This is a genomic window from Vibrio hepatarius (genome assembly GCF_043642085.1).
Classification (GTDB): Bacteria; Pseudomonadota; Gammaproteobacteria; order Enterobacterales; family Vibrionaceae; genus Vibrio; species Vibrio hepatarius_C.
The window spans coordinates 35,425-56,273 of sequence record NZ_JBHZSA010000003.1 but is presented as its reverse complement, the minus strand read 5'-3'; the positions used below and the strand labels follow the sequence as shown (position 1 = coordinate 56,273).

Genomic DNA, 20,849 nt, shown 5'->3' with positions numbered 1-20,849 from the left:
TCAGGGAAGGCGATCTTTTAAAAGAGGACAAATCAAATGGAAAATAGCTTTGCTATTACAGCCACGTTTATTGCGTATCTGATTCTGATGCTTGCAATTGGCGTTATTGCTTATCAACGAACGAAAAGCTCAAGTGACTATTTCTTAGGTGGTCGTTCGTTAGGCCCTTGGCCGGCAGCGCTTTCAGCAGGTGCATCGGATATGAGTGGTTGGTTGTTATTAGGCTTGCCAGGCTATGCTTACGCGGCTGGTATTGAAGCTTTCTGGCTTGCGGGTGGCCTGCTAGTGGGTACTTGGTTGAACTGGTTAATCACAGCGAAACGCCTACGTACGTACAGCATCACAACGGACGCGTTAACCCTACCAGAGTTCTTATCTCGTCGTTTTAACGACAACTCAAAGATGATTCAGGTAATTTCTGCTTTCTTCATTCTTCTATTCTTCCTCTTCTATACCAGCTCAGGCTTGGTTGCAGGCGGAAAACTATTTGAAACGGTCTTTGGTCTTGATTACACCACTGCGGTAATTATTGGCACAGTTTGTGTTGTTTCTTACACATTGTTTGGTGGTTTCCTAGCGGTATCTTGGACTGATTTGGTTCAAGGTCTACTGATGGCAGCTGCGCTTCTTATTGTTCCTATCACAGCAATGGAAGGTGGTTTAGGTCAACTAGGCAATGACCTGTCGGCTATCAACCCTCAACTTCTGACGTTATGGAATGACTCAAAAGGCGAACCTTTGAGCGCGATTGCAATCATTTCATTGGTTGCATGGGGCCTAGGTTACTTTGGTCAACCACATATCCTAGCGCGCTTTAAAGCATCACGTTCAAACCGTGATCTAACGACAGCACGTCGTATCGCAGTTATCTGGACAGGTCTGTCTATGGTTGGTGCAATGCTTGTCGGTCTAGTTGGTCTGATCTATGTGAATAATTCAGGTATCAGCGTGGATGATGGTGAAAAAATCTTCATGCTGCTAGTGAATTCACTATTCCATCCAGTGGTTGCAGGTATTCTTCTGGCTGCGATTCTAGCGGCGGTAATGAGTACGGCGGATTCTCAGTTGCTTGTTTCTTCTTCTGCATTGGCAGAGGACTTTTACAAGCAAGTGTTTAAGAAAGATGCGACGTCGGAAGAAATTGTCATGGTCGGCCGTATCGCGGTTATTGGCATTTCAATCGTTGCGCTTATTCTAGCAATGACGCCAGATAGTTCAGTACTTGGTCTAGTGTCATACGCTTGGGCTGGATTTGGTGCGGCATTTGGCCCTGCGCTAGTTCTTAGCTTGTACTGGGAGCGTATGAACCGCAATGGTGCACTAACAGGTATCCTGGTTGGTGGTATCACAATCGTAGTGTGGAAGCAGCTTTCTGGTGGTTGGTTCGATGTATACGAAATCGTTCCAGGGATCATCTTGTCAACGCTATCAATCGTTGTTGTAAGCTTGATGACAGGTGAACCAGAATCGACTGTCAAATCTCAGCATGCCACATTCAAAAAGCAGTTAGCTGAACTCGACTAAATCATAATGAGTCGTTATACAAAGCCTCGCCTAGCGGGGCTTTGTTGTATTTACTACTCGGTTCTCTAGCTCACTTTTTTAGAGAGGTGAGGTTATTAATTGAACAGATGTCACAATTTCTGAACTAAAGTATGAAGGGCGGGAACTCTCCCTTACATAATATGTCAACTATCAGGAACCCTGATTTCAGCCGGAGAGAGAAAAATGCCTCAAATGCACTGCCACTGCTGCAATAAAAACACCCCGCATAAGATCGTTTTGAAACGTTGTGAGGAGCAGCATGATTCGGTGCTTAAATCGATGGCTTGTTTTTTTTCGACCGTGTTTAAAGGCGACCACTACGTCAAAATGGAAAAGCACGCTTATTGCCGTGCTTGCAATGCTAAATCTGAGCTTGTCTCACCGCAGCAAGGTGCATTCTCTGGCGTGAAAATCGCTTAACCTTCACAAAATTCTTGTTAATTTTGGCGCAGATGTAAGTACAGCCGCACTTTTATTTTAATATAGTGCTTTATTACTCACATCTACTTATGAGTCGTCAATGGAACTAGACAGAATCGACCGCGAAATTCTCCGTGCCTTAAATCTGAAAGGTCGACTTCCTATTGTTGAGTTAGCAAAGCAAGTTAACTTAACCACTTCTCCCTGCTCTGACCGAGTCAAAAGATTAGAAAAAGAAGGCTATATCAAAGGTTATCACGCCGAGTTAAATCCAGAGAAATTGGGTTTAGATGTGCAAGTGTTTATCCATATTCGTCTCGACCAGACCAGTTTCTCTATTTTCGAAAAATTTGCTGAGGCTGTGGCAGATATGCCTGAGATTGAAGAGTGTTACTCTCTATCTGGCGACTTCGATACGATGATTAAGGTGAGGGTGAAAGATATGAAAGCGTATCAGAACTTCATGTCGACCAAGCTTGGTACCTTACCTGGTGTTATCCAAACACGCAGTGAGGTGGTTATCGAAGAGCATAAAACCAGCTTTGGGGTAAATGCTGATTTGATTGGTAAGTTATAGCAAAAGGGAAGCGATGCGCTTCCCTTTTTTAGTTTTCGTCGTGCTTAAGCGATGAAGGATGAGACAATACCGATTAAGCCACCAAACACGCCGCCCCAGACGACTAGCCAACCCAAATGCTCTTTGATCATCTTCTGCACCATCTCTTTGACTAGACGAGGAGTCAATTCATTCAAGCGTTGGTCAATGATGTTTTCAACGTTCGTTCTTATTTCGTCCATCATCGCTGGTGCTTCAAATTGTTCTTTTAGTGCATCTTTGATTGTATCGCTCTGACTCATATCGACAATTGCGGCCTGCATTTTTTCAACAAACGGCTGCTTGAGAGGCTCTAGTGCTTCGGTGCCACCAAAGATCGCTAGCATTCCGCCAAACTGAGAGTTAGCAATAACCTCGACCAAAGAGTCGAAGGTTGGGTTGAAATCGATTTTCTCAATCACAGGCTCTAGATTTAGTGTCTTACCGCCTACCATTTCTTTGCTTAAAAACTTGTCGATGTTTTCTTGGGTAAAAAACTGTTCCATCATTAAGTTCTTTATCGCTGCTTTAAATTCTTCAAATCGCGCAGGTATGACGCCAGAACCATACAGTCCTGGAACCTTTTCAAATAACATGTGAATAGCAAGCCAGTTGGTGATGGCACCAGAAAAGGCAAATAGACCTGCGTAAAAGGCGATTTGGTTACCAGCCTGATAGCCAACTGCTAACAGCGCAAGCGCAATGATATTGGTAATTAAGCTCTTGTTCATTGAGAATTTTGATGAGGTTATTAACGAAGCGGGGAGTATATAACATCTTACTGAAGTTGTGACATAACAAACTCTGTGCGGACGTGTAAGTTCCCCTACAGCCACAGAAATAATCGTTATTCTTACGCGGTTGGTAACGTTACCTCTGATTTATCATTAAGTGAGGCAGCAGGCCTCACTTTTCTTCAGTATTGATAATCGCTTGGCTTATCTGCTCAGGGATTAGCGCTTTAGTATGGTTTTTAAAATCAAACATCACACATGTCGCACTTCCGACTGTTACGACTTTGCCCAGTTTTTGGCTGACGATTTGGTATTCCATGGTAAAGCGGTCATCTTGTAGGTCGCTCACTCGGGAACCAATTAAAAGAGTATCAGGGTAAGTGACTGGCAGCTTATATCGACATTCTGTATGGCCTAAAACGGGTCCAATGTGGCTCTCTTTTAGATTGACTAGCAAGTTGATTTGTTTGAAGTAGTCGAGTCTAGCTGTTTCAAAATACCGGAAGTAGACGGCATTATTTACGTGTTGTAATGCGTCCATTTCTCCCCATGCCACTTCAATTTCCGTCGTGATTGGAAAGTCATTAAGTAACTCGTCCATGATAGTTCTCCTTTGAATCGAGTAAATATACTAATTCAAAGGCGACGCAGTAGGTGCTAAATGTTAATAACTTGTGATCTGTGTGCTTCTAATCTCTTTAGCAAAACATAAACAACATCGGTGCTAATTGTCATAAGGGACATCATCTAACTGCCACATTTTGAGTGTGTGCTCAACATCAAAGCATTTACCGAGCAAGATTTGATATTTAGGATCGTATGGCTCACCGATATAAGTGGTTCTAATCAGTTCCCCGGTTTTCATATCGACTTGGGTGACGGTTCTGCCTTTAAAGTTTTGTAGAATAATAAACTGATCGCTTTGGAATACGAGCTGCTCTTTGTAAAACCAAAACGTGTCGGCGGAGTGTAAAAGCTCACACTTCAAAGGAATAGAACTGGACTGTCCAGAATCAGGGTTGCTCAGTAATAATACGTAAAGTAATAAGGTGCTCATTGCGTCATCCTTGTCCCACCTTAGAAATTAACTTAAGTATAGTTATGGCGATAGGTTTGGGTGTACCTTTTTACTGAGCACTAAAAAAGGGCCCGCAGGCCCTAATTTTCGAGAGTTAAGTTCGATATTGCTTGAGTACATCCGCAAGTGATTGAGATGCTTGGCTCAAGTTCGCTATGCCTTGAGACGACTGTTCGGCAACGCTTCTAATCGTGTTTGATTGGGTTCTTATATCGCTGAGTTCAGAGGCGATGCCATTGGCGACGGAGCTTTGCTCTTCCGCCGAAGTTGAGATCTGAATGCTCATATCCATAAGCGTTTTGGCAGACTCGGAAATCGCTTGAACATCACTGCCAATATTCGCGACTAGCTCACTACTTGTTTTCGCTTGGCTTACGGTTTGTTCGGTGATTGAAGAAATACTACGAGTTTCAGACTGAAGCTTTTCAATCATCGATTGAATTTCTACCGTCGCAGCTTGAGTTCTACCTGCTAGGGTTCGAACTTCATCCGCAACTACCGCAAAGCCACGCCCTTGTTCACCCGCACGAGCTGCTTCTATTGCGGCGTTAAGTGCTAGTAAGTTAGTTTGCTCAGAAATGGCGTTGATGGTGGTGATCACTTCATTAATTTGGGTCGTGTTATCGGTCAAGCTTAAAACCGACTGGGAAGCTTGGCCAATATAGTCGGAAAGCTTACCAATTTCATTGATGGCAGACTGGACACGATGATGGCTGTTTTCAATATGAGCAGCGTCGTCTTCGGTTTGCTGGGTTGATTGCTGAGAAATGCTTGATACTTCTTGCGCCGATGCCGTCATTTGCTCCATTGCCGTTGCGACAGAATCAAGGGAAGCATATTGATGGCTGATTTGGGTTTCACTGAGTTTCATCTCTTGCTCAAATGAAGACGATGTATCGCTCAACGTGGTCGCATTGTCTTTGACGGTGACAACCAGATCAGTCAGTGTATCCATTGCTTTGTCGAGCGCACAGCCGATGGTGCCAAACTCATCACGGCCAGGGTGGAAACCAAGGCGTGATGTTAAATCACCTTCACCAATGCGTTGTGTCGTTGTGTATAGCACCCATAGAGCGCCACCCAAGAAAGTCGCTACCCAATAGCAGAAAATCGCAAATGGGATAGCCCATAGATAGCTTAGAGCGAAAGTGATTAAAGCCTGAGACTCTAGCTCTTCGACATTTGGATTGGTGAAAGTCAGTTGATAGGTTGTCCCACTAGAATGCGTTGCTGATACCACGGCAACGCCTTGTCTATAACTTGGCTTGCTTGAGTGTGACACGGTTGCGATTTGACTGCTCTCTGCAATCGCGGTGCTATCGGAGTGACTCAGTACGCCAGCGAGGTATTGCTCTGCAGCGACAATCGTTTGTGTCTCAATATTATTGATTGTTTGGTAGTAACGCCCACCAGCTAGGGCGGTAACAGCAATCAAAAACAGTGAGAAGATGACCCAGATCTTGTCATTTATCGACATCTTAATAAACAAGCGATCTATAGTACGAAATTCAACTTCTTTCATATTTCAATCCGTTGGTTGAGTGATTTGGTCATAACTATGTAATTTAGTGATGACAAATGTATCGAAATATAACTTAAATTTATCCGACCTAGATCTCATATGTATGTAACAGTCTGTCGTATTGAATTAACATATGTGATCTTTGTTGGTGTTAGCGGCAATGGATAGTGGTACAGCAGCCTCGAATCATGACCGATATAGAAGTGGTATAGTGTTTGCTGTTTCCATTACAAATCGTTCGGAGGGAAACATGAAGATAATTGAAGATCGCTTGGAAAGTTCGGCTGTACTGGACCTATTGCGTGAACACCTAGAGGATATGAATGCAACATCGCCTGCAGAAAGTGTTCATGCGTTAGATGTATCGGCTCTTAAAGAGTCCACAGTCACTTTTTGGAGCAGTTGGCAGGGAGAACAACTACTAGGATGTGTTGCGTTAAAAGCCTTAAGTAGCGAGCACGGTGAATTAAAGTCAATGCGCACCACTACTCTAGCAAGGCAAAAGGGGGTTGGGTCGACCATGCTACGTCATGTTTTAGATCATGCTCGCCAACAAGGCATGACTCAAATCAGTCTAGAAACGGGCTCAATGAATTACTTTGCGCCAGCAAGAGCTTTGTACGAAAAGCATGGTTTCGAATATTGCGATCCTTTCGCTGACTATACTGAAGACCCGAATAGCCAGTTCATGACACTCGTACTTTGACCCCTATTTAAGGCTGCTCTGCCGTCATCTTACGAGCGAATAGACGATTTGGTGAAAAGCCAGTCACCATCATGGTGCCTAAAAGCACCAATGTGGTGCCAATTATGGTATTCCAACCAATAGGCTCATCAAGAATTAGCCACCCCCATAGAATACCGAATACAGGTATTAAAAAGGTGACAGACAGTGCTGATGCAGCGCCTTCGTCCGCGACTAAACGGAAGTAGAGTAAGTATGCGGCGCCAGTACAGACGACACCGAGTGCTATCACAGCTAGGATTTCGTGCTGGCTTGGCTCTCCCCTCATTGGGATAAAAGGAAGTAACGGCAGAATGATCAACACCGCAGCCCACATGTTGCCATGGGCATTATCAAATGATGCGATCTTGGGCGCCGTCTTGGTGTAGTTGGTTGCGATGCCATAGCTACAAGCCGCCATGACCCCTGCCAAAATGGGTAGGGCAGCATTCAAACCAATATTTATTGCATCTATGCCGACTAATGTAATTACACCAACAACACCAATAAGCATGCCTGCACTCGCTTTTGACGAAAGGGTTGCTTTGTGCCAGAAAATGCCAATCAGTGCTCCCCAAATTGCGGCTGTGGAATTAAGTACTGACAGTGTGGAAGCATTGAGCGTTTGCGCCGCGTAAGCAAAAAGAAGAAACGGCAGTGCGGTGTTAAAAAGACCGATGATCATAAAGTGTCGAAAGTTTTGCCTAAAAGAGAGACGCTTTCTTAGAAATAGAGAGACAATAAGTAGGCTGATTGCAGCAAAGCCGACTCGAAATTCAATAAGATAAGCAGGGCCAAAAGTATTGGCGGCAATACGCATAAATAGGAATGATCCCCCCCATATAGCGGCAAGGCAGATCAATCGGAGAAAACTTGCTGAACTCATAATGCATCCTTCTTTTTGTAACGACAATGTGAATGAAAATAATTCGTTAAGCAAGAGTGAAAAGAGTTAGATATCCGATTCTGGCTAACTTTTTTATTTCGTCTCGTTTTTCATCCAGTGAGAATTTGGCTAGATGGAGATGTCGTCATCTTCTATAGGGATTACTAACCTAGAGGTAAGTTTGTTTTCATTAGTGAGTAGCAATGAACCTCATCGTCAATATTCATAAAGGGGTGCGTAAGCACGGATTCGAATTAGCTACGCGTCAGGCTTGGAAATGTGGAATGAAAGCAAATCTAGTTAAACGTGTTGTTGGTGTTGCTAGAGGGCAGATTGTTTGCGTGATAGAGGGGGTTAGACCTGAACTATCGACTGAGATTAACAATACTCTGCACAATGAAGAGAAACAGGGCAGATATGTCTTTGTTGGAGGCATCGTCTGGCAACCAAATGATCTATTAGCGCCAGGCTTTCCTGATTTTATGTTTATGCATTTACGTAATTTAAGTGCGAAACACAAATACATGACCGATGAAGAACTGTTTTTGAACTTGGCTTAAGAAGGTTGCGATGTTAGCTCTATTTGGTAAGTGCCTTTTAGGCTCTGCAGCGGTATTAATGATTGCGTTACTTTCAAAAAGTAAAAGCTTCTATATCGCGGGCTTAGTACCGCTATTTCCTACCTTTGCGCTCATTGCTCATTATGTGGTTGGAACGGAACGCAGTATGGAGGCACTGAGAGAGACGGCACTGTTTGGCCTTTACTCTTTGCTACCTTATGCAGGATATCTGCTCGCAGTTTACTATTTTAGCTATCGATTTAGCTTAGTTAACACGCTATCGATGGCGACCGTGGTTTGGCTTTCATCAGCGATGATTTTGTTGTTAGTCTGGACCAGGATGATGCAAACGGTATAAAAAAGCCTAGGTTCCAAACCTAGGCTTTTTATTAGAATGGATACCAGAACAGCTCAGTGTCTATCCAGCGTTTGGCGATTGCCAGCGCGACAATCACGGCTATCGCAGTTAGGCACAACTTGTCATTACGCCCTAGTGGCTTCGCGCTATACCAAGTTCGGCTGCTATGTCGACCAAACCCACGTAATGTCATCGCGTTTGAAATTTCATCTGCTCTATCTAGGCTTGAGAAAATTAGCGGGCCAAGAATCTTGGCGACATTTTGTAGGCGTTGCATCAGCGGGGTATTTTTTGAAATGTCGAGTCCGCGAGCTTGCTGCGCATGCATAATATTTACAAAGTCATTTTTGACTTCAGGTAGATAGCGCAGCGTTAAGCTTACTGCATAGGCAATTTTGTAAGGTACACCAATTCGGTTTAAGCTTGCAGCGAACTCTGTCGGATGGGTCGTAAATACAAACACCAAGGCAATCGGGAACATGCTGAAATACTTCAGCGTTACGGTAACCAAGTAGAACAATGTCTCTTGAGTCAGGGAGTAACTGCCGGGTAGTTCGAGCAAGGTATTGGTACTACCGATATATTCACTGCCTTGCTGAGGGGCAAGCAGGAACATAAACAGCGCATTAAGTAGCAGTACACTACCTGTACCGATTAATAATGGTTTGTACACCTTGACCGGAACGCGCGTCATTTTGAGTAATATAAGCCCTGATACGATCAACAGGCCGATAAGGCGCAAATCGAAGGTCGTTAGGACCACTGTCACCCAAGCCATAAATAGCGCGAATTTGGTTATTCCGTTTAGGCCATGTAGTGGTGATTGAGTATCAACGTAGCTAATACCAAACTTCATCTTAGAGGCATTCATGCGGCATGGTGCTCCTGTTGAATAAAGTACTGCATAAAGCTATTGATATCGGTTTTACCTAACCTCTTTGCTAAATCGTACAAACTGGTTGTGTTTAAATTCGCCTTTTCGAGTAGGGCTGGCTGACTAAATACTTGGGTCATTGGCGCATCAGCAATGAGTTTACTGTCCGAAATCACGATAGAACGGTCGGTATATTCAAGTACTAGGTGCATATCATGAGAGATGATGATTACCGTGATACCAAGCTCTCCATTGAGCTTCTTAATAAAACTCAGCATTGCCGTGTAGTTACGATAATCCTGCCCAGCGGTTGGCTCGTCAAGGATCAGCAGCTTAGGCTCCAACACTAAAATCGAAGCGATAGTGACACGTTTTTTCTGGCCATAGCTGAGCGCTTCAATTGGCCAGTTGCGATATTTACTTAGTCCACATAGTTCTAGTACTTCAGTCACTTTCAGTTGAACCGAAGACTCATCTAGCCCTTTATTACGTAAACCAAATGCAACTTCATCAAATATCATATGATGTGAAATCATATGATTCGGGTTTTGCATCACGACACCAATCTGTTGGCTACGTTCAAAAATCGATAACGATGACAGTTCTTGACCGTCGAGAGCAATTGAGCCCTGATCTGGGTTAATGACGCCCATAATCAGCTTTGTAATTGTCGATTTACCCGAACCATTCTTACCTAAGATTGAAACAAACTCACCTTGTTGAATATCAAACGATACCCCTTCCAGTGCATTCTTTTCACCATCGTATGAGTAGGTCAGGTTATCAATGGATAAAAGCGTATCGCTATGCTCTGCGTGCGTAGGCTGCTCTGCATGCCAATGATCAAAGTAGGGCTGGAGTTGCTCAAGCGAGAGCTTTTCTAATGCATCACGTTGCGACAGTTCATCTAGTGGGCACTGCGCAGATTTAAGGGCAGAGAGATAGAGAGGTTCGCGGATTCCGTGATTCTCTAATAACGGTGATGCTAAAAGTTCGTTAGGCGTCATATCGGCCACGATCGAACCTTGGTCCATTAGAATGACGCGATCGACAGAGCGATGAAGTACATCCTCTAAGCGATGCTCGATGATGATAATGGTTTTACCCGTCTCTTGGTGCAGTTGGTCGATGATCTCGATAGTCTTGCGACCCGTTTTGGGATCAAGTGCTGCTAAGGGTTCATCAAACAGAAGCGTATCGACGTCGTCAACCAGAATACCGGCTAAAGAGACACGTTGCTTTTGTCCACCAGATAAATCTTGTGGAGAGCGCGTCAGTAAATCTTCGAGTTCCACCATCTTAGCCGTGGCTTTGACTAGGGGGTACATATCGATGTTGGACATCAACTGGTTCTCAAGCGCGAATGCGATGTCTTCACCAACACTTAATCCAACAAATTGGCTATCTGTATCTTGTAACACAGTACCAATTTGCTCGGTGTACTGGTGTAAATCGAGCGAAGTCGAGTCTTGACCGTTAAGCAGCAACTGCCCAGAGCTCTCCCCCTTGATGGCATGAGGGATAAGGCCGTTTAGACATTGGCCAAGGGTAGACTTCCCGCTACCACTTGGACCGATAATGACGATTTTCTCTCCTTTCTCTATCCTTAGATTGATATGCTTCAGCGTTGGTTTGTCCAGCGAGTCATATCTAAAAGAGAAGTCAGAAAATTCAATTGTCATTGATGATTAAGACTCAGTTAAGTTGCGGCTTTGCTGGTTGCGTTTAGCAACCGATTTTAGGATGAAGTAACCTACGACAGCGATCAGCATCGTGTTACCTGCAGCGATAATAGAAAGCTGAGTAAAGACTTTGGTAAAAGGTTCGGCGTAAAGAATCGTATCTAGGAATGCAGAGCAGCCATAGCCGACGATGTTACCTACTAAGGCCAATACGACGAATAGAGAGAAATCTTTGTGGCTAAATTCACCTTTCGTAAGGCGGTTTTGAGTGATTTTAGGGAACAAGCCTAGAACTAGGCCGACAATTCCTGAGCCAAGTACCCAAGTTAGCCATACACCCCAGCCCGCGAATAAATCGGTAACCCAGTGACCAATGAACCCCACTAAAAAGCCGACCAATGGACCAAATAAAACCGAGAATAGCGCTAATACGGCCATTGCAGGTTTTAGTGTGGTATTGGCGAAGACGGGAATACCAAACATTGGTAATCCACCAATACCATAAAGTGCCGCGCCAATAGCAATCACAACGACGGTCTTAGCCGAAAGATTCATAGATAACCCTTTGTCAAAATCTTTAAAGAACTTGGTTCACAAACGCTTCTTTTGTTTGAATTTTATTCGTCTGTGAAAATGAGGCGCAGATTATACCTTCTGAGTGTAAGTTTGGAAAGATAACTGTCTAGATGGCTAAAATACAATCGTCAAATTGAAAATACACTACGATTTCGCCCGGAACGCTTGGCACTATATAAAGCGGTGTCTGCGAGGTTGACTTGATCGGACAACGAGCCATTTCGGTGTTCGGCAATGCCAAAGCTTGCCGTTACTTGGATCTCTTTATGATCTGGTGTTTTGTATCGGTGCATGGCAATTTGCTGGCGGATGTTTTCTGCGATATGGGAAAGCTGCTGGCGATTGACTCTTGGTAGCAAGATTAAAAACTCTTCGCCGCCAATACGTCCAACAATATCTTCGCTGCGCGCGGCCTTGGTAACGATAGAGGAGATGGTTTTAAGTACAGCATCGCCAAAGTCGTGTCCGTAGGTATCGTTGAGCGTTTTAAAGTGGTCGATATCGAAGATAATGGATGACAACTTGAGTTGGCTAAAGCGATCTTCTCCCCATTGAAATATATGGCGTCGATTCGAAAGGCCAGTCAAGAAATCGGTGTTGGATAACTGATAGAATTGTTCTTTTCTTTTACGTTGGTGGTATAGAAGGCCAAAGGTTATCACTAGTATTAACAAGGCTACCGCTGCAACCCAAAAGCGCGTGGTCACTTGATTGTTTAAGTCGCGGTTCTCTATCTCTAGACGTTTGTTCTCTATCTCTGACTGCAGTTCTCTCACTTTTTGTTGAGTCTGAGATTTGTATCGGCCGATCGCTTGTTCGCTGTATCTATCTAGCCAGTGAAAGGCTTGTTCATATTCACCCATCGTTGCGTAAAGTGTCGCCACCTCTTTTTGTTTATCCAAGGCGTAGGCCGGAAGTGGGCCATCGGGCTGCGTATAATATTTTTTAGCGTTCTCCAAATGGAACAATAAGCTTGGTGCATCTTCGATGGCGTGGCTGTAACTTGCTAAGACCAAATGGTATGAGAGTTTGCTGTATCCAGAGTAATCCAAGTTTAGATCTTCTAACTGGCTCACGCGTATCGTGGCATCGTCGAGTGACTCGGAGTAGGTATAGAGGGAAATCAGTCCGAGCAGATTATTCCTCTGCAAGTACTTTGCCTCTAACTTTTGTGCCAGTGTTAGGGCTTGTTGGTAATTGATAGCCGCAACACCCAATTTGTCTTCATCGAACGCGACTCTAGACCATTTGTGGTAAGCGTTCGCCAAGTTGTAATGAGCCACTGCGATTTCTTGGAGACTATTATCCTGTTTTGCTTGTGCTAATACTTTTTCTTGAAAATGGATGGCTTGATCATACTCGCCATTAAGGTAATACAAGATCCCCAGTTGGCTATGTAGGTCGGCGACCATCGCTGTATCATCACTATCGGTAAGTAAAATGTAAGCTCTATTTGCGAGCTTGAGGGCTTGGTACTGATTACCTAATAGGCTTTCTACCGCGCTGTATTGTAAATAGACGTAGCCTTGCTTCTCTTTATCATGTAAACGCACACCATAGCGTTCTGCTAGACGGTACCACTGCATTGCTTGCTGGTATTGCTGAGTCGCTTCATACGCCCATGCGGCTCGGATAGAGTAATCAAATAGTTGTTCAATCTGCTGAGGGTCGTCGGTTTCTGGCAACGCATACTGCTCAATCCATACTTTACTCTCAGCGTAATGACCAAGTAGATTATTACTCGATACGTAGAGATGAGTGTATTGAATTTGTTCCGCGGAATTTAACGACGCGTAATGCACAGATTGAACTAATTTCAGCGCTTGGGTAGGTTCTGAGCGGAGTAGCTCTATGGCTTTATCTAAGGTTGGATGCGCAAAGAGGTAAGAATTAAAGAGTGTTGCGCCTATCAACGCTAAGTAGGAGAGCTTATTAATCATGCCGTTAAGTCGCAAAAGCGAGAATTCTACACAAAGGGACGGCTGGCCAGAATTATGTATATGGTTTGTGTGAAATAGATCTCACTTGGTAGGGATAGGTAAAGGCCGCCATTGTGCCTTTACCTATCAATAGAGTGACGCTAGTGATCTAGGTATAAGAAGTTTTGCCAACTCTTCATTCGAATCAGTACCTTACGCATGATCGATACGTGAGTGAATTTATCAGAGTAAACTGCAACTTCCACTGCAGTACCCAGCGGCAAATGATAGTCGGTTAAGTCGTCAGTAATTTTCAGCTTAACAAATACGCGACCACTGGTACGAAGTGCATCAGTACCCAATAACGCGCCACGAGCTTGGAATTGACTTTCTCCAATCGCAGGCAGTATTTCTACGACTTCGCCTTTAAAGACTTTACCTGGCAATGCTCTAAACAAAAATTCCGCTTCAAATCCAGGTTGGAGGCGCTGCAGAGAGTTTTGTCTAAATGCCGCAGTGTAAAAGACCTCTTCTGTATGAACAAAGGTCATCACAGGTGCAAGTGGTAGCGGTACCGCCATCACGCCAGGTCGAAGTGCAAGTTGTGTAGCGAACCCGTCAGTCGGTGCTCTAACGACAGTTTGTTCTAAGTTGAACTCTGCTTGACGTAACTCTTCCAACAGGCGAGCAACGGTGGTGTTTTCGCCGCCAATTTCTGAGTCTAAAGCGAGCTCAGCTTGCTCAACCTTAGCGGTTGCGACGTTCACCGAAGACTCTGCCGCTTTGTAAGCTTGGCGTCTGGTGTCAAGTTGTTGGGCTGTGAAGGCACCTTTGTTGTAACCACGTTGATAACGGCTAAACTCGCGCATCGCTTTGTCGCGCTCTGCAATGGCTTTGTTTTTTGCTGCAATCGCTTCTTGTAGTGAAGACTCTAAACCTAGCGCACCTTGACTCGCTTCTTTGATTTGCGCTTTTTTCTTCGCAACTTCCGCTTCATACGGAATCGGGTCGATAGTGAAAAGCACCTCGCCTTGTTTTAAAGGTTTGTTTGCTTCCACTGGCACATCAATAACGCGTCCTCGTACGCCTGAAACAACGGGCGTCGTTGAATAAACTTGATTACCAATCTGGGTAAATGGGTGGTTATAGTTCATCAGTAAGATAAGTGTGCCGATCAGGACAACACCTCCAAGCACAGCGGTAGGAACAGTCCACTTATTGAGAGGAATATTGAAGACTTTAAAAATCGTGATACACAGCGCGGCATACGTCAGAATGAGTAGTAAATCCATTATTGCTCCTCCTCATTACTTTTACTGTACGTCTGCACCGATTGAGTCGGTTGCTGTTGTTTAAGATCACGTACTTCTTCTTGCAGTTTATTGACTTGATCGATCAGAGTATCAACGCGATGATGAATGTCGTGTTGCTCTTCTTCGAGTTTCTGGAAGCCCCAACCGCGTTCTTTACGCCATAAAGTGGCCCAAATCCAGAGAAACGGCCAGATTGCGTGTAAGGTGAATAGACTTACCCAGCCTGCGTAGTGAATAGCATCTTGGTGTGGGTGCTCCCGCTCTTTAGCTATTTCGTAGGGAATATCGTGAATGACGATGATGCCGTAAAAAATAACCAATGCGACGAAGACAAGCAGCCCTAGTGCGAAATAATCCAAGAACATATTAACAATCCTTGCTTAATGAGATGGAATTTATAGAGATTACTGATTATCTACAACAAAGTATAGCAATAAAAACAACAAATTAGATGGGTGTCGGTAAAACCGAACTCGCATAAATGGAACAAAGATATAGAGGGAAAGATGCCTTTTCAGGGAGAAATAGCGGCAGTAGGCGCAGCACTGGTTTGGGCTGTTGCGACTTGGATATATAGTCAGTTTAGCCACCGTTTTAGTGCTCTTCAGCTAAATATAGTAAAAGGTGTCTTTGCATCAGCATTGATGATGTGTGTGATCCCATTCTCGATGGTAGGTGCTCCTGTTATTTCTGCGGACCATTTTGCGATTCTTGCAGTATCTGGCGTTATCGGTATCGCTATTGGTGATAGTGCCTATTTTGCGTCGTTAAAACGGATTGGGCCGAACAAAACGCTACTTCTAGAATCGCTCGCACCGCCACTTTCTGGTGTATTGGCATTGTTGGCTTTGGGGAGCGTATTGCCATTACAAGGCTGGTTAGGCGTAATTATCACCACAGTTGCTGTCTCTCTTACCGTGTTCCACTCTGACGGTACACCATTGGACTGGCGTGGAGTTGGGTTTGGCCTTGTGGCTAGCGTCTGTCAGGCCAGTGGTGTGGTGATTTCTCACTACGCGCTGGTGGCTGGCGATTTACCGCCATTACTGGGAGCCTTGATTCGGTTATCGATGGGCGTCGTGTTTGTCATGGTGATGATTGGTTGGATAGAAAAGAAGCCCTATCAATCGATGAAAGAAAACCTATTGCAACTCGGAAAAGATGGCTTTGTCTGGCTGCTAGCCGCGATCTTCGTCGGCACATTCTTAGCTTTGTGGCTTCAACAAGTCGCTTTGAAATACGCGAACCCTGCGGTAGCCCAGAGCTTGATTGCCACAAGCCCACTCTTTATGTTGATTATTTACGCAGCAAAAGGAGAGCCAATTTCTAAACGAGGGATTGTCGGGACGATTGTAGCTGTTGCAGGTATATCACTATTCTTTATGAAGTAGGCGGTAACCCTACTACTCAGTGCAGACTTGGTTACGTCCGTTTGCTTTGGCTCGATATAAGGCTTTATCTGCGCGATAGAAGGTACGTTGGGTGTTTTCACCTTCACGATGCAAAGTGATCCCGATACTGACGGTAAGGCCACGTTCACCAAGAATACTCTGCCAACCAAATTTGAAGATTCGTTCACGATAGTTTTCAGCGTGCATTTCCGCTTGTTCTAAGGTGGCTCGCTCTAAGATCACCAAGAATTCTTCGCCGCCAAATCGGACACATGACGCACCCCTAAACTTAAAGTAGGCCGCAAGCTCATGGGAGACATTCACAATCGCTTTATCACCAACTAGGTGGCTCAGTTCATCGTTGATTGATTTGAAGTGGTCAATATCGACCACCATCAATGAGAACGGCACGTCGTGCAGCAATAAGTCTTTGAGCTTCACATCGAGCCAACGTCGATTATGCAAGCTGGTGAGCGGATCGGTAAAGACATCTTGTTGAAGTTGAGCCACGGTATGCTTTTGGCTTTCTGTGGTCTCTTTCAGTTCACGGTTTTCTTGTTCGGATAAGATCAGTTTTAGCTGTAGTTCGAAACGTGATAAGCGCCTTAATTGGCTTGCTCCAAGCTCGCCAATTGGGATCTTTTTCATCAGGTCGCTTTCTATTCGAAAAGCACGTTTTTGATGTTCGAGTGCACTTTGGTAGTCACCTTTTTGCTCACTAATATTGGCGAGTGAGTTGGCGAGTTTTAGAGACAAAATAGGAGAGGCGTACTCTTTGATTCGCTTGTGGGTAGACTCAAGTATCCAATTAGCTAAATGCGGCTTATCTTGTTCACTTAAACACGCTGCAAGCTCAATACGAATTGAGTTCGAGAGCCAAGCTGAGTGGACATTCCCATGTGAATACTGCACATTACCAAGACTTTGCATGGCAAGGTCCGTCTGCCCACTTTGCAGGTAAAGCTTTGCTTGGTAGAGTAGAATTTGTCCAGACAGTACTTTGTCACTGACCAAAATACTCAGTTCTTCACATTCTTTAATAAGGTCTGTTGCAGCTGTTGTTCTATTGAGCTCTATGTAGCAAGCGAGCATGTATAGCTTGTAACGGAGTCTAAGCGAGCGGCTACCGATAGCATGATCGATACTGTCGATTTTTTGGTAGTACCTAAGCGCGCGGTTGTGGTCACCATAGGCATCACATAAGTTACCCATGCCTAATACCGCCAAAACATATTCGTCGATAAAGCCGTTGTCGACTGCGATGGTAGAGGCGCTGATGTATTCGTTAAGCGCACCGTGATAATCGCCGTTTTCGATCAATTTTTCAGCTAATCCATTGCGTACTTCTAACACCAGTTCGGCATCATTAGGCAAAGATAAGTGCGATAGCGCTTCTTTTAATTCATCGATACTGGTTTGATACTGTTTGAGCTCAAAACGAAATTCCGCGCTGATGATTAAACACTGCGCTTTTTCTTGGCCAGTTGTGGCTATGTGTTGGCGGACGTGATTCCAAAAAATCAGTGCTTCTTCACCACTAACGGAAGAAGCGTCTAGGCCGGAATCAGAAATCTTATTGAGTATCGTTTCCATGCAGCTCTTCCTGTTTCTGGCTTTCTTCAAGTTGTTCTAGTGTGAATGGGAAAGACAGAATGTCTTGGTAGATGACTTTAGGCAGCGAGCACTCAAGCCCTTTACGCTGCCATGGATAAATCTCAATCATCTTGGCTAATACCTGAAATACGCTCAGAGCGGCTTCTCCTTTATCTGCGAGTAACAGGCCTAATCGGTCACTGCTGATGCGTGAAAGCATGTCTTGTTTGTTACAGATGGAGTGGGTGAGCTCTGCGCAAACATCGAGGTACTGTGAGTCAGGGTGCTGAATGATGATGATTGAATGGTTTGAACGTTTTAGCTCGGTCTTAAACAAGATCAGTTGCTCCCACCAATAGGTTTCAGACACCATTTGGGTCATCTGTTTTTCTGGGTCGAACTCGTGTTGGCCGCGAATTCGGTTAATCAATTTTCTCGCTCGTTGCTCTAACTGCCTTTTTGAGGCTCTTGCTTTATCGTTACTTACCCTAGCGGTTTGTTCACGCAGCATAGTGGTAGAGTGCTTTCTGTATTTTTGGAACGCTTCAAGGGCAAGTTTAAAGTTGCCAGATTCTTCCGCTACTCGCGATTGTTGGAAACAAATTTGCGAGAGTAGTTCACCATTGTCAAAGGCCACCGCAGATTGCTCGGCTTGAATCAGAAGTTTAGCTGCAGCGTTAGGGCGTTTTCTTAGTAACTCGACCCGAGCACGACTGATAAATGAGTGAGTTTTCATCCAAACTAAGTTGTGTTGGATCGCTAACTCATGTGCTTTGTTGGTCGCTTCCTCAGCATCCTCAATACGTTCAAGGCCAAGCAGTGCTAGGCCGCGGAAATCCCAGACTTCAGCCAGCCAGGTCTTATCGCTATGGTGTCTAAGTGCTTCGGTTGCGCCATCTAACACAGACAGCATCTCGACGAAGTTATTGAGTAGGTACAGGTCCCAAGCCAGCAAAATTCGTGCTTTGCCTTCTAGCCATGGAATGCGGGCATTGTTGGCGACTTTAACTGCTAGCTCATGAGTGGATTTTGCAAGCTGGTATTCGTGAGTAATTCTCCATACGTTCCCAAGGCCGATTAATGCCTCAAGTTGCACTTCAACTTCGTCAACTAGTGCTGATTGCTCGAGAGCGTTAATCCAGTATTGCTGAGCGGAGTAGTACTTGGCTTGACCCCAGTAATGGAGCGCATGGATATGGAGAATTTCAGGAAGCAGATCGTCGGTATCTAAGGCACTGAGTTTACTGTGCGCTTCTTTGATGTATTTTAGGCCTTTGCGGTAGTCCATGCTACACCATGCGCAGCGAGACATGATGATCAAAGACTGAATCTCACCTTCAGGGTATAGGATTTGCGCTGAGCGCGCAGCGCACTGTTCAGCTATCGCCCAGACCTTTTCGGGCTCAGATTCTATCTTATCCTTAAGCTGTTCAATCTCGACTTCTAAAAGTCGCTGGCTTTTATCCAATGAATCAATCCTTTACCGCGTAGAGTTCATCTTACATTATGGCATTATATGAATAGAGTGCAGACGAACACTATAAAAAGTAATAAAACGGCGACCGTTTAAAGGTATCCGTCACATTACTAACTGTTATGACAGTAACTCACGCAAGGTTAAAGGTGATTGAGTCAACTCTAAGGCTTGGGCCGCTGTCTTGCCATTCTTATCTTGGTAGCACAAATTATGCCAAGCTCTAAAAATATCTAGCATTGGAAGTAAGCCCCCCGGACGAAGTTTACGTCTAGGTTCGTTGATGAAGCTTTCAAATAGGGTCTGAAAACGGTTTTGATAAAACTCTGTACGACGGATTGAAGCGTTACGCAGCCAGTGTTCCGGTTGATTTCTATCGCCCGCTAGATAACAGATCCCCTTAGAACCATGAATGCCAGAGGTGATGGCCCAACGATCGCGCCACCAGCCCATATGGACGATATCGATTTTGTCGATGTTGAACTCTGAACTCCAACCTTTATCTTCTTCAACGTACATTAGGTCGATATTTTGACGCTGAATTCGAGGCAGGCAAATACTTAGTGCTGCAGAGCGTAAAACCGGATCTTGCGGCAAATAGATAGAAACTCGACGCTCTTCTTGGCATAGGTCGAGGACATGAAGGAAATGTGCATATGAGGTGTACGGCGGTCGAATCAGCGCCCCTTTGGTTGGGTAATTGAAGACAGTTAGGTTGCCCATTGGGTCTTCAACATTCCCGCGGGCGAGGATGGTTTGATACTGTTGATCAATGCGCTCACGAAGTACAGGAGACGGTGTCGGTGCGGGCATGTTTGCTTCAGAGGAATGCTCTCGTGACACAAATCTTGCTGGGTATTTATATGGGTCATGGTCAACTTCACCCATAGGTTCTTCATTGGATGCGTAGTTGACGTGTTGGCACAAAATATAGCCACTATGCGCTTCACCGGTAGCAATCCAAAGAACACCATTATTACTTTTTGGTTGCAAAGAAACATAGTGAGAGGCAAGTTCATAGCTTGCGGCATGATTGACCCAGCGAGCATCAAACATGGCCAGTTTTCGTCGACATCGGCTAGCAATATGATCGACATGATCGTAAAACGTCTTTGGGTTGATTTCTAGTTTTCGGCAAATTTCTCGGACTGAATAGCCCATAAAAAGCAAACCAAGGAGGTTTTCTTGAAATTGAAGTTTCTTATTGGCTCCTGACCATTTATCTACGAAGGTAGACTGGCAGCATTTACAGCGATAGCGTTGACGATCGCCACTGTAGCCAAAAGCATGATAGAGATGTTTGTGTGTATGAACAGATAGACCAAAATTACTGCAGTCGTCATTGCGACAGGCAGGTAGGCCATCACTATGCAGGTGTCTCAATCGATGAAGTTCATTGAGAACTTCTTGATTGTTAAGTAAGGGGGGGAAAGCACCACACTCCCGACATACCATCGCAGGTCGTTTAGGGTTCGCATGCTGCACAACGTAACGATGTGCATCACTCAATCCAAAGTTGTCACACGCCAATGTTTTACAAAAGTTGAGCTGTAAACCGTCTGCTTCCTGTGGCAGTTTGCCAGTTGTCACTATCTCCCCCTCGGG

The 20,849-nt window shown here is 44.7% G+C and carries 21 protein-coding genes; 7 read left to right on the top strand and 14 right to left on the bottom strand.

The genetic code is table 11. The features are described from left to right. Positions 1–36: 36 nt before the first annotated feature. From putP to ACHUFZ_RS06435, 3 genes are all read left to right on the top strand, one after another. The gene (putP, locus tag ACHUFZ_RS06445) at positions 37–1,524 is read left to right on the top strand and encodes a sodium/proline symporter PutP (protein ID WP_394126419.1); all 1,488 of its coding nucleotides are present in this window, start codon (positions 37–39) and stop codon (positions 1,522–1,524) included. 204 nt (positions 1,525–1,728) lie between these two features. After that, the gene (locus ACHUFZ_RS06440; RefSeq protein WP_394126418.1) at positions 1,729–1,965 is read left to right on the top strand and encodes a hypothetical protein; all 237 of its coding nucleotides are present in this window, start codon (positions 1,729–1,731) and stop codon (positions 1,963–1,965) included. A 100-nt stretch (positions 1,966–2,065) separates the two neighbouring features. Then, entirely contained in the window at positions 2,066–2,542 is a 477-nt protein-coding gene (locus ACHUFZ_RS06435; RefSeq protein ID WP_053439692.1) for an Lrp/AsnC family transcriptional regulator, read from the top strand. 44 nt (positions 2,543–2,586) lie between these two features. Here ACHUFZ_RS06435 and ACHUFZ_RS06430 read toward each other — a convergent pair whose 3' ends face one another. From ACHUFZ_RS06430 to ACHUFZ_RS06415, 4 genes are all read right to left on the bottom strand, one after another. Next, the gene (locus ACHUFZ_RS06430; RefSeq protein ID WP_394126417.1) at positions 2,587–3,291 is read right to left on the bottom strand and encodes a DUF445 domain-containing protein; all 705 of its coding nucleotides are present in this window, start codon (positions 3,289–3,291) and stop codon (positions 2,587–2,589) included. A gap of 175 nt (positions 3,292–3,466) precedes the next feature. Beyond that, entirely contained in the window at positions 3,467–3,895 is a 429-nt protein-coding gene (locus tag ACHUFZ_RS06425; protein WP_394126416.1) for an acyl-CoA thioesterase, read from the bottom strand. A 123-nt stretch (positions 3,896–4,018) separates the two neighbouring features. Then, positions 4,019–4,351 (bottom strand): hypothetical protein, encoded by a 333-nt coding sequence (locus ACHUFZ_RS06420; RefSeq protein ID WP_394126415.1) that lies wholly within the window; start codon positions 4,349–4,351, stop codon positions 4,019–4,021. A 115-nt stretch (positions 4,352–4,466) separates the two neighbouring features. Further along, complete coding sequence (locus ACHUFZ_RS06415; protein WP_394126414.1) at positions 4,467–5,894, bottom strand: methyl-accepting chemotaxis protein; 1,428 nt, start codon at positions 5,892–5,894, stop codon at positions 4,467–4,469. 250 nt (positions 5,895–6,144) lie between these two features. Between ACHUFZ_RS06415 and ACHUFZ_RS06410 the strand changes: the two genes are divergently transcribed. Next, positions 6,145–6,600, top strand: a complete 456-nt coding sequence (locus tag ACHUFZ_RS06410) for a GNAT family N-acetyltransferase (protein WP_394126413.1) — start codon at positions 6,145–6,147, stop codon at positions 6,598–6,600. Positions 6,601–6,607: 7 nt separating this feature from the next. Here ACHUFZ_RS06410 and ACHUFZ_RS06405 read toward each other — a convergent pair whose 3' ends face one another. Next, positions 6,608–7,504, bottom strand: coding sequence for a DMT family transporter (locus ACHUFZ_RS06405; protein WP_394126412.1), 897 nt, complete (start codon positions 7,502–7,504; stop codon positions 6,608–6,610). 203 nt (positions 7,505–7,707) lie between these two features. Here ACHUFZ_RS06405 and ACHUFZ_RS06400 point away from each other — a divergent pair, with 203 nt between their 5' ends. Together ACHUFZ_RS06400 and ACHUFZ_RS06395 are read left to right on the top strand one after the other, a co-directional pair. Further along, positions 7,708–8,064, top strand: coding sequence for an acyl-CoA synthetase (locus tag ACHUFZ_RS06400; RefSeq protein ID WP_134834083.1), 357 nt, complete (start codon positions 7,708–7,710; stop codon positions 8,062–8,064). Between the two features lie 10 nt (positions 8,065–8,074). Beyond that, positions 8,075–8,422, top strand: coding sequence for a GlpM family protein (locus tag ACHUFZ_RS06395; protein WP_394126411.1), 348 nt, complete (start codon positions 8,075–8,077; stop codon positions 8,420–8,422). 31 nt (positions 8,423–8,453) lie between these two features. Here the strand turns inward: ACHUFZ_RS06395 and ACHUFZ_RS06390 are convergent, their stop codons facing one another. From ACHUFZ_RS06390 to ACHUFZ_RS06365, 6 genes are all read right to left on the bottom strand, one after another. Further along, on the bottom strand, positions 8,454–9,293 hold the full coding sequence (locus ACHUFZ_RS06390; RefSeq protein WP_394126410.1) for an energy-coupling factor transporter transmembrane component T family protein: 840 nt from the start codon (positions 9,291–9,293) through the stop codon (positions 8,454–8,456). Beyond that, positions 9,290–10,978 carry an ABC transporter ATP-binding protein gene (locus ACHUFZ_RS06385; RefSeq protein WP_394126409.1) on the bottom strand — a complete coding sequence of 563 codons (1,689 nt, stop codon included), beginning with the start codon at positions 10,976–10,978 and terminating at the stop codon, positions 9,290–9,292. Before ACHUFZ_RS06385 ends, ACHUFZ_RS06390 begins: the two co-directional genes overlap by 4 nt. Positions 10,979–10,984: 6 nt before the next feature. Further along, a complete protein-coding gene (locus tag ACHUFZ_RS06380) occupies positions 10,985–11,533 on the bottom strand; it encodes an ECF-type riboflavin transporter substrate-binding protein (RefSeq protein ID WP_394126408.1) in 549 nt (182 codons plus the stop codon). A 149-nt stretch (positions 11,534–11,682) separates the two neighbouring features. After that, on the bottom strand, positions 11,683–13,494 hold the full coding sequence (locus ACHUFZ_RS06375) for a GGDEF domain-containing protein (RefSeq protein WP_394126407.1): 1,812 nt from the start codon (positions 13,492–13,494) through the stop codon (positions 11,683–11,685). A 140-nt stretch (positions 13,495–13,634) separates the two neighbouring features. Next, on the bottom strand, positions 13,635–14,765 hold the full coding sequence (locus ACHUFZ_RS06370; RefSeq protein WP_394126406.1) for an HlyD family secretion protein: 1,131 nt from the start codon (positions 14,763–14,765) through the stop codon (positions 13,635–13,637). Further along, positions 14,765–15,151 (bottom strand): DUF3302 domain-containing protein, encoded by a 387-nt coding sequence (locus tag ACHUFZ_RS06365; RefSeq protein ID WP_004412285.1) that lies wholly within the window; start codon positions 15,149–15,151, stop codon positions 14,765–14,767. Before ACHUFZ_RS06365 ends, ACHUFZ_RS06370 begins: the two co-directional genes overlap by 1 nt. A 141-nt stretch (positions 15,152–15,292) precedes the next feature. Here ACHUFZ_RS06365 and ACHUFZ_RS06360 point away from each other — a divergent pair, with 141 nt between their 5' ends. Continuing rightward, complete coding sequence (locus ACHUFZ_RS06360; protein WP_394126405.1) at positions 15,293–16,177, top strand: DMT family transporter; 885 nt, start codon at positions 15,293–15,295, stop codon at positions 16,175–16,177. A 12-nt stretch (positions 16,178–16,189) separates the two neighbouring features. Here ACHUFZ_RS06360 and ACHUFZ_RS06355 read toward each other — a convergent pair whose 3' ends face one another. The 3 genes from ACHUFZ_RS06355 to ACHUFZ_RS06345 all read right to left on the bottom strand — a co-directional run bounded on the left by ACHUFZ_RS06355 (position 16,190) and on the right by ACHUFZ_RS06345 (position 20,834). Beyond that, a complete protein-coding gene (locus ACHUFZ_RS06355) occupies positions 16,190–17,770 on the bottom strand; it encodes a diguanylate cyclase (RefSeq protein WP_394126404.1) in 1,581 nt (526 codons plus the stop codon). Continuing rightward, positions 17,751–19,238, bottom strand: coding sequence for a hypothetical protein (locus tag ACHUFZ_RS06350; protein ID WP_394126403.1), 1,488 nt, complete (start codon positions 19,236–19,238; stop codon positions 17,751–17,753). Before ACHUFZ_RS06350 ends, ACHUFZ_RS06355 begins: the two co-directional genes overlap by 20 nt. A gap of 126 nt (positions 19,239–19,364) precedes the next feature. After that, positions 19,365–20,834, bottom strand: a complete 1,470-nt coding sequence (locus ACHUFZ_RS06345; RefSeq protein ID WP_394126402.1) for a lactate dehydrogenase — start codon at positions 20,832–20,834, stop codon at positions 19,365–19,367. Between the last annotated feature and the right edge of the window lie 15 nt (positions 20,835–20,849).

What these genes read in the sequence shown, in the direction of transcription:
- putP (WP_394126419.1), top strand. Translation starts at nt 37, where the DNA reads ATGGAAAATAGCTTTGCTATTACAGCCACGTTTATTGCGTATCTGATT.
- ACHUFZ_RS06440 (WP_394126418.1), top strand. Translation starts at nt 1,729, where the DNA reads ATGCCTCAAATGCACTGCCACTGCTGCAATAAAAACACCCCGCATAAG.
- ACHUFZ_RS06435 (WP_053439692.1), top strand. Translation starts at nt 2,066, where the DNA reads ATGGAACTAGACAGAATCGACCGCGAAATTCTCCGTGCCTTAAATCTG.
- ACHUFZ_RS06430 (WP_394126417.1), bottom strand. Translation starts at nt 3,291, where the DNA reads ATGAACAAGAGCTTAATTACCAATATCATTGCGCTTGCGCTGTTAGCA.
- ACHUFZ_RS06425 (WP_394126416.1), bottom strand. Translation starts at nt 3,895, where the DNA reads ATGGACGAGTTACTTAATGACTTTCCAATCACGACGGAAATTGAAGTG.
- ACHUFZ_RS06420 (WP_394126415.1), bottom strand. Translation starts at nt 4,351, where the DNA reads ATGAGCACCTTATTACTTTACGTATTATTACTGAGCAACCCTGATTCT.
- ACHUFZ_RS06415 (WP_394126414.1), bottom strand. Translation starts at nt 5,894, where the DNA reads ATGAAAGAAGTTGAATTTCGTACTATAGATCGCTTGTTTATTAAGATG.
- ACHUFZ_RS06410 (WP_394126413.1), top strand. Translation starts at nt 6,145, where the DNA reads ATGAAGATAATTGAAGATCGCTTGGAAAGTTCGGCTGTACTGGACCTA.
- ACHUFZ_RS06405 (WP_394126412.1), bottom strand. Translation starts at nt 7,504, where the DNA reads ATGAGTTCAGCAAGTTTTCTCCGATTGATCTGCCTTGCCGCTATATGG.
- ACHUFZ_RS06400 (WP_134834083.1), top strand. Translation starts at nt 7,708, where the DNA reads ATGAACCTCATCGTCAATATTCATAAAGGGGTGCGTAAGCACGGATTC.
- ACHUFZ_RS06395 (WP_394126411.1), top strand. Translation starts at nt 8,075, where the DNA reads ATGTTAGCTCTATTTGGTAAGTGCCTTTTAGGCTCTGCAGCGGTATTA.
- ACHUFZ_RS06390 (WP_394126410.1), bottom strand. Translation starts at nt 9,293, where the DNA reads ATGAATGCCTCTAAGATGAAGTTTGGTATTAGCTACGTTGATACTCAA.
- ACHUFZ_RS06385 (WP_394126409.1), bottom strand. Translation starts at nt 10,978, where the DNA reads ATGACAATTGAATTTTCTGACTTCTCTTTTAGATATGACTCGCTGGAC.
- ACHUFZ_RS06380 (WP_394126408.1), bottom strand. Translation starts at nt 11,533, where the DNA reads ATGAATCTTTCGGCTAAGACCGTCGTTGTGATTGCTATTGGCGCGGCA.
- ACHUFZ_RS06375 (WP_394126407.1), bottom strand. Translation starts at nt 13,494, where the DNA reads ATGATTAATAAGCTCTCCTACTTAGCGTTGATAGGCGCAACACTCTTT.
- ACHUFZ_RS06370 (WP_394126406.1), bottom strand. Translation starts at nt 14,765, where the DNA reads ATGGATTTACTACTCATTCTGACGTATGCCGCGCTGTGTATCACGATT.
- ACHUFZ_RS06365 (WP_004412285.1), bottom strand. Translation starts at nt 15,151, where the DNA reads ATGTTCTTGGATTATTTCGCACTAGGGCTGCTTGTCTTCGTCGCATTG.
- ACHUFZ_RS06360 (WP_394126405.1), top strand. Translation starts at nt 15,293, where the DNA reads ATGCCTTTTCAGGGAGAAATAGCGGCAGTAGGCGCAGCACTGGTTTGG.
- ACHUFZ_RS06355 (WP_394126404.1), bottom strand. Translation starts at nt 17,770, where the DNA reads ATGGAAACGATACTCAATAAGATTTCTGATTCCGGCCTAGACGCTTCT.